Source organism: Bacteroides sp. 2201st1_D9_2201SCRN_220225 (genome assembly GCF_040928965.1).
In the GTDB taxonomy this organism is placed as follows: Bacteria; Bacteroidota; Bacteroidia; order Bacteroidales; family Bacteroidaceae; genus Bacteroides; species Bacteroides stercoris.
On sequence record NZ_JBCODG010000022.1, the window covers coordinates 62,710 to 70,323 of the forward strand.

Here is a 7,614-nt window from a genome sequence, read left to right on the forward strand (position 1 = left end):
ATATTTGGGAAGAGATGAAATAATGGGCATACATGTCGGGCGTATCATCCATGAGTTCGGCGAAGGAGCGGAACACACGGATAGTAGCCATCGGGATAATCTCTTCCAGAAGGTTCTGCAATCCCAAAGAGGTCAATGTGTTGGGAGCGACGATTGCTATTTCGGGAGCTGTCATAACGGTATAGGTTTGCCCGCAAAAGTACGGATTATTTTTGTATCATCCTTGTAATGCGGGGAAATGAATTTCACCTGCATGCGGAACTCTGCTACTCTCATTGCAGCAAAAGCCGGCCTGCGGCTTCCGCACACCGTTCTCCGTCGATACCTGCCGACACGATGCCGCCTGCATATCCGGCTCCCTCTCCGCAGGGAAACAGTCCTTTCAAACGGACATGCTGCAAGGTGTCTTTATCTCTGACAATGCGCACCGGAGCCGATGTACGGGTTTCAACGCCAATCATGGCAGCTTCGTTGGTGAGGAAACCGTGGCTGTATTTCCCGAATTGCTGGAAACCTTTGCTCAGCCGGTCGGCAATGAACGGCGGCATCCAGAAGTGCAGAGGCGACGATACCAGTCCGGGGGCGTATGAACTTTCCGGCAGGTCGTAGCTGAGCTTTTTCCTGGTAAAGTCCGCCATGCGTTGCGCGGGGGCTGTTTGCTTCATGTTGCCCTGTTGCCAGCAGAGGCGTTCCAGAGCTTCCTGAAAATACATCATGCTGAGTTGGGAGTTGAAAGCCGGCTCTTCATTCATCATTCTTAACTCCTTATTCTCCAAGTCTTCCGGACGCAGCTCCACTACCATTCCCGAATTGCTCCACCGGGAACCCCGGTTGCTGGGGCTCATTCCGTTGACTACGATTTGCTGGGGACCGCTGGCTGCCGGAACTACAAAGCCGCCGGGACACATGCAGAAGCTGTACACGCCTCTTCCGTCCACTTGGGTAACGAAGCTGTACTCGGCGGCGGGCAGGTATTTGCCGCGTCCGTTGCGGTTGTGGTATTGTATCCGGTCTATCAGGGAAGCGGGATGTTCCAGACGTACTCCTACGGCGATGCCTTTGGCTTCTATTTCCACTCCGTTGGCTGCCAGCCAGCGGTATACATCGCGTGCGGAGTGTCCGGTAGCAAGTATTACAGGACCGAGGAATGTCCGGCCGGTATCGGTTACGATGCCTTTCACTTCATCGTTTTCAATAATAAGAGCATCCATCCGTGTCTCAAAGTGCACTTCACCGCCGCAACCGATAATGGTGTTCCGCATGTTTTCTATGACCCGCGGCAGTTTGTCCGTGCCGATATGGGGATGGGCGTCTACGAGTATGGAAGATGAAGCGCCGTGCTGGCAGAATACGTTCAGGATTTTGTCTACGTTTCCCCGTTTTTTACTGCGGGTATAGAGCTTGCCGTCCGAATAGGCGCCTGCACCGCCTTCTCCGAAACTGTAATTGGATTCCGGGTTGACGGTCTGTTCCCTTCCTATCAGGGCAAGGTCTTTCTTGCGGTCGCGTACATTCTTTCCGCGCTCCACGATGACGGGGCGCAAGCCCAGCTCTATCAGACGCAAGGCGGCAAACAGTCCGCCGGGACCGGCTCCCACAACGATGACTTGCGGCTTGTCCGACACATCGTTATAGACGGTTTCCTGATACTCTTTCTCTTTCGGCAACTCGTTGAGATAAGCACGCACGGTCAGGTTTACGAAGATGGTTCGCTGGCGTGCATCAATGCTGCGTTTCAGAATGCGCGTAGCCGTAATGTCGCGTGCGCTCACTCCTTTCTCTTGTATGAGGTATTCTTTTATGCGTTGTTCGTTGGCTGCAACCTCAGGCAACACGCGCAATTGGTATTCTTGTATCATTGGGTTTCTTTCTATATCTATATATAATGTGTATCAATCCGTATCTCCTGCGGCGGACTCATCCTATGGAGGACTTAGCCGAACAATGCCCGGAAGGCTTCTTCCACCTTTCTTACCGGTATCAGCTCAATCTTCAATTTGGACGTGTTCAGTCCCTGCAGATTATATTTGGGTAATATAAACCGTTTGAAACCGAGCTTCTCCGCTTCGCCGATGCGTTGCTCAATCCGGTTTACGGGGCGGATCTCTCCGGACAGGCCTATTTCTCCCGCCATGCAGATTTCGGGTTCTATGGCGGTATCCATGTTGCTGGACAGAATGGCGCTGATAACTGCCAGGTCGATGGCGGGGTCGTTCACTTTCAGTCCGCCGGCAATGTTGAGAAAGACGTCCTTTTGGGCAAGCTTGAAGCCGACCCGCTTTTCCAGTACTGCCAGCAGCATGTTCATTCTCCGTATGTCGAAGCCGGTGGCGGAACGTTGCGGGTTGCCGTAAACGGCACTGCTCACCAATGCCTGCGTTTCTATCAGGAACGGTCGTATGCCTTCTATGGCCGAAGCGATGGCTATGCCGCTCATTCCTTCATGGTCTTGGCTGAGGAGCAGTTCCGAAGGATTGCTTACCTGCCGCAGTCCGTCCTGTCTCATCTCATAGATGCCCAACTCGGCAGTGCTGCCGAAACGGTTTTTGATGCTGCGCAGGATGCGGTACATATAATGTTGGTCGCCTTCAAATTGGAGCACGGTGTCCACAATGTGCTCCAGTACCTTAGGCCCGGCAATGCTTCCTTCCTTGTTGATATGGCCGATGAGGATGACCGCCGTATGCGTTTCTTTGGCGAAGCGCAGGATAGAGGCGGAGCATTCCCTCACCTGGGCTATGCTGCCGGGAGAGGATTCGAGCGTCTCTGTGGAGATGGTCTGTATGGAGTCTATTATGACTAAATCGGGGCGTGTATTCTTTATGTGGACGTAAATCTGTTCCAACGAGGTTTCGCAGACAATCAGGCAGTCGGCGGATGTGCCTGACAGACGGTCGGCACGCAGCTTCAGCTGCCGGGCGCTTTCTTCGCCGGATATGTAGAGGATACGTTTCTCCGGTATGCGGAGGATGGTCTGCAGCACCAGGGTGGACTTTCCGATACCCGGTTCGCCGCCTATCAGCACCAGCGAGCCTTGTACCAGACCGCCGCCCAATACCCGGTTCAGCTCCGCATCGTGCAGGTCGATACGGGGTTCGTCATCGGCAGCGATTTCATCCAGTGTCACGGGCTTTGCTTTGGCGGTTTCCATGCCCGATACCGGACGTTTGTTTACGGTTTCCTTGCGTACAATCTCTTCTACATAGGTGTTCCACGCTCCGCACGACGGACATTTGCCTACCCATTTAGGCGATTCCTGCCCGCAATTGCTGCATACATATACCGTTTTCTCTTTTGCCATAAAAGAACTTCCTTTAGAATAATTGCCCAAAGGTACGATTTTTCGTTTCAGGGCTGGCGGTGTGTCACAGAGTTTTTTCTATATTTGTTCTCAAAAATATAAAACTGGGATTATACTATGATAGAAGATATTCTTGAATACAATAAGCGGTTTGTAGAGAATAAGGGATATGAGAAGTATATCACCAATAAATATCCCGATAAGAAAATCGCCATCCTTTCCTGTATGGACACCCGTCTGACCGAATTGCTGCCGGCAGCTCTGGGCATAAAGAACGGTGATGTAAAGATGATAAAGAATGCGGGCGGAATCATTTCGCATCCTTTCGGCAGCGTTATACGCAGCCTTATGGTGGCTATCTACGAGTTGGGGGTGAAAGAGGTCATGGTCATTGCACATTCCGATTGCGGTGCGTGCCACATGAGCAGCGCCCAGATGATAGAGCACATGAAGGCGCGCGGCATCAAACAGGAAACGATAGATATGATACGTTTCTGCGGAGTGGATTTCGATTCGTGGCTTTATGGCTTCGGAGATACGGAGAAGTCCGTAAGAGAAACGGTGAAAGCCATTCTTGACCATCCGCTGATACCGGAGGATGTCCATGTTTCCGGGTTTATCATCGATTCGATTACCGGGGCCTTGACTCCCGTAGTGGCGTAAGCACCTCTCTTCCTATATCGTTATCTCACCTGCAAGAGGGCGGCTCATCAGGTCGCGTACTTTTGCGGGGGGATAGTTGTGACCTAACAGGAACATCAGTTTGGTTACAGCGGACTCTGTTGTGCTGTCGTATCCGCACACCACGCCTGCCTGCATCAGGCGGTATCCCGTTTCATAACGCTCCATTTCTACCGTACCGGCGCTGCATTGGGTAACGTTTACAATGATAATACCTTGTTCGCAGGCATTGTGCAGATGATGGAGAAACCACTCTTTCAGCGGAGCATTGCCCGAACCGTAAGTTTCCAGCACCACAGCTTTCAGTCCCTTTATGGCGAGAATGGCATCCACCACGTTTTCCTGAATGCCGGGGAAGAGCTTCAATATGGCTATATTGGTATCGAGCAGGTAGTGTGGCTGCAACTCTCTTTGTACGTTCTCCGTATGAATCTGCACATTATTATATTTAATATGTATGCCGGCAGAAGCAAGTACAGGGTAATTGTACGAGCGGAAAGCATTGAAGTTCTCCGCATTTATTTTGGTGGTACGGTTGCCGCGTGTCAAGTGATTCTCAAAGAAGATACATACTTCCGGCACGATAGGCCGGCCGTTGGGATGCCGGGCAGTGGCAATTTCGATACTTGTCAGCAGATTTTCTTTACCGTCGGTACGGAGCACGCCGATAGGAAGCTGCGAACCCGTGAGGATGACGGGCTTGTTGAGGCCCTCGAGCATAAAACTGAGAGCGGATGCGGTGTAGGCCATGGTATCCGTGCCGTGAAGGATGACAAAGCCCGTATATTGATTGTAGTTGTCGCTGATAATGCGTACGAGTTTGCGCCAGGCATCCGGATCCATATCCGAAGAATCCATAGGCGGATCGAACTGATAGGTATCAATGCGGAACGTAAAATTCTGAAGCTCGGGTACATGCTTCTGTAAATGTTCGAAGTTGAAGCTCTCCAAAGCTCCGGTTTCCGCATTTTCTATCATGCCGATAGTGCCACCGGTGTAAATTAACAAAACGGAAGTATTATTTGGGGACATACGCTCAATTCTTACATAATTACCATGCAAAGATAGTAATATATCTCTAAAATAATAGCAAAGTGTTATAAAACTATGCCAGTATTTATATCTCTTTGTTTGGAAAAGCGTGAATATGTTAGCCGTAATATGTACATATTTCTTCCCTTTATAGAATGAATCTGTATTTTTATCGCAAAAAAGTCATAAAATGTAATAGTTTGAATGTTTTTATTGTTACTTTTGCAACACTTATCATAAGCGATAGCAGTAAGAGAGAATGAACAAGTACTATCAACATACAGTCACATCCATGTGTACCATGACCCTTAGGGGTTAGGGATAGTATTTTGTGTTTCTACGTGTTACACCAATTTTTCAGCAGTTTTTCTTATTTAGTTAAAGTCTATACGGGCCATAGCAGCTTGTTTTGACAATTGTATCAACCGTTTCAATCCGATAAAAAAATATGAAAGTAATAAAATTCGGCGGAACATCCGTAGGTTCTGCGAACAGTATTTTAAGCGTTAAGAGAATTGTAGAGGCTATAAACGAACCTTTAATAGTGGTAGTGTCTGCCTTGGGCGGCATTACGGACAAGCTGATCAATACTTCGAAAATGGCGGCTGCCGGTGATTCCTCTTATGAAAACGAGTTTCGTGAGATTGTTTATCGTCATGTGGAAATGATAAAGGAAGTAATTCCGGCAGGTGAGGCGCAAGTATCACTGCAACGCCGGGTGGGGGAGTTGCTTAATGAGCTGAAAGATATCTTCCAGGGGATTTACCTGATAAAGGACCTCTCGCCGAAAACATCCGATACGATTGTGAGTTACGGCGAACGCCTTTCATCCATTATTGCAGCGCAACTGACGGGTGCGGAATGGTTTGATTCGCGCCGGTTCATCAAAACGGAGAAGAAACATTCCAAGCATGTATTGGATACGGAGCTTACTACTTCCCTGGTGCGCGAGACATTCAAGGATATGCCCCGACGGGTGCTGGTTCCGGGATTTATCTCTACGGATAAGATTACGGGCGAGGTGACCAATCTCGGTCGCGGAGGTTCTGACTATACGGCTGCCATCATAGCTGCGGCGCTGGATGCCGATGCACTGGAAATTTGGACGGATGTGGACGGTTTCATGACCGCCGATCCGCGTGTGATTTCCACGGCTTATACCATTAATGAACTGAGCTATGTAGAAGCTACCGAACTTTGCAACTTCGGCGCTAAGGTAGTGTATCCGCCTACCATTTATCCGGTTTGCCACAAGAACATACCTATTATAATAAAGAACACGTTCAATCCCGACGGAGCGGGAACGGTTATCAAGCAGGATGTTTCCAATCCGCAAAGTAAAGCCATTAAAGGTATTTCGTCTATCAACGATACAAGTCTGATAACGGTGCAGGGACTCGGTATGGTAGGTGTGATTGGTGTGAACTACCGTATCTTTAAGGCTTTGGCAAAGAACGGTATTAGCGTGTTCCTCGTATCGCAGGCATCTTCGGAGAATTCTACTTCCATCGGTGTGCGTAATGCGGATGCCGACCTGGCTTGTGAAGTTCTGAACGAAGAGTTTGTCAAAGAGATTGAAATGGGAGAGATTTCACCCATACAGGCTGAGAAGGATTTGGCTACGGTAGCCATTGTAGGTGAGAATATGAAGCATACGCCGGGTATTGCCGGTAAGCTGTTCGGTACGCTGGGACGTAACGGTATCAATGTGATAGCTTGTGCACAGGGCGCTTCGGAAACGAATATTTCGTTTGTGGTAGACAGCAAGTCGCTGCGCAAGTCTTTGAACGTGATCCATGACTCTTTCTTCCTGTCGGAATATCAGGTATTGAATCTCTTTATCTGCGGAGTTGGTACGGTAGGCGGCAGTTTGATAGAACAGATTCACAGCCAGCGTCAGAAATTGATGCAGGAGAACGGCTTACAACTGAATGTGGTAGGTATTGCCGATGCTTCCAAAGCAATCTTCAGCCGCGAGGGATTTGACTTGGGACGCTTTCGCGAAGAATTGGCGGAGAAAGGTAAGGAAAGCTCTCTGGATACGCTTCGTAACGAGATTATCGGCATGAATATCTTTAACTCCGTATTCGTGGACTGTACGGCAAGCGCAGGAGTGGCTTCCTTGTATAAAGACCTTCTGATGCACAACGTTTCGGTTGTAGCCGCCAATAAGATTGCAGCTTCTTCGGAGTATGAAAACTACCGGGAACTGAAGCAGATAGCCCGCCAGCGCGGCGTGAAATATCTGTTTGAGACGAACGTAGGTGCGGGGTTGCCTATTATCAATACCATTAACGACCTTATTCATAGCGGTGACAAGATACTGAAGATTGAAGCCGTGCTGAGCGGTACGCTGAATTATATATTCAACAAGATAAGCGCGGATATTCCTTTCAGCAGAACCATTAAAATGGCTCAGGAGGAACGTTATTCCGAACCCGATCCACGTATCGACCTCAGCGGTAAGGATGTAATCCGCAAACTGGTAATCCTTGCACGTGAAGCCGGTTATCGCATCGAGCAAAGTGATGTGGAAAAGAATCTCTTTGTACCCGATGACTTCTTCGAAGGTTCTTTGGATGACTTCTGGAAGAAAGTGC

At 49.2% G+C, this 7,614-nt stretch carries 5 protein-coding genes and 1 pseudogene; 2 read left to right on the forward strand and 4 right to left on the reverse strand.

Features of this window, described 5'->3' with window-relative positions; genetic code table 11:
• From AB5903_RS09400 to radA, 3 genes and pseudogenes are all read right to left on the reverse strand, one after another.
• A pseudogene (locus AB5903_RS09400) lies at positions 1 to 175 on the reverse strand (helix-turn-helix transcriptional regulator); the annotation flags it as partial.
• 97 nt (positions 176 to 272) lie between these two features.
• Positions 273 to 1,859, reverse strand: a complete 1,587-nt coding sequence (locus AB5903_RS09405; protein WP_118207182.1) for an NAD(P)/FAD-dependent oxidoreductase — start codon at positions 1,857 to 1,859, stop codon at positions 273 to 275.
• A gap of 74 nt (positions 1,860 to 1,933) precedes the next feature.
• On the reverse strand, positions 1,934 to 3,301 hold the full coding sequence (gene radA / locus AB5903_RS09410; RefSeq protein ID WP_117740596.1) for a DNA repair protein RadA: 1,368 nt from the start codon (positions 3,299 to 3,301) through the stop codon (positions 1,934 to 1,936).
• A gap of 117 nt (positions 3,302 to 3,418) precedes the next feature.
• On the opposite strand from radA, the gene AB5903_RS09415 reads away from it, so the two are divergent.
• Positions 3,419 to 3,964: a carbonic anhydrase gene (locus AB5903_RS09415; protein ID WP_005652261.1), complete on the forward strand. Its 546-nt coding sequence runs from the start codon at positions 3,419 to 3,421 to the stop codon at positions 3,962 to 3,964.
• Positions 3,965 to 3,976: 12 nt separating this feature from the next.
• On the opposite strand, the gene AB5903_RS09420 is transcribed toward AB5903_RS09415, so the two are convergent.
• The gene (locus tag AB5903_RS09420) at positions 3,977 to 5,014 is read right to left on the reverse strand and encodes an asparaginase (protein WP_005652260.1); all 1,038 of its coding nucleotides are present in this window, start codon (positions 5,012 to 5,014) and stop codon (positions 3,977 to 3,979) included.
• Between the two features lie 448 nt (positions 5,015 to 5,462).
• Here AB5903_RS09420 and thrA point away from each other — a divergent pair.
• On the forward strand, positions 5,463 to 7,614 hold a 2,152-nt coding region (thrA, locus tag AB5903_RS09425), incomplete at its 3' end, for a bifunctional aspartate kinase/homoserine dehydrogenase I (RefSeq protein ID WP_368117812.1).

Coding starts and splice junctions, on each gene's coding strand:
- AB5903_RS09405 (WP_118207182.1), bottom strand. CDS start 1,859: ATGATACAAGAATACCAATTGCGCGTGTTGCCTGAGGTTGCAGCCAAC.
- radA (WP_117740596.1), bottom strand. CDS start 3,301: ATGGCAAAAGAGAAAACGGTATATGTATGCAGCAATTGCGGGCAGGAA.
- AB5903_RS09415 (WP_005652261.1), top strand. CDS start 3,419: ATGATAGAAGATATTCTTGAATACAATAAGCGGTTTGTAGAGAATAAG.
- AB5903_RS09420 (WP_005652260.1), bottom strand. CDS start 5,014: ATGTCCCCAAATAATACTTCCGTTTTGTTAATTTACACCGGTGGCACT.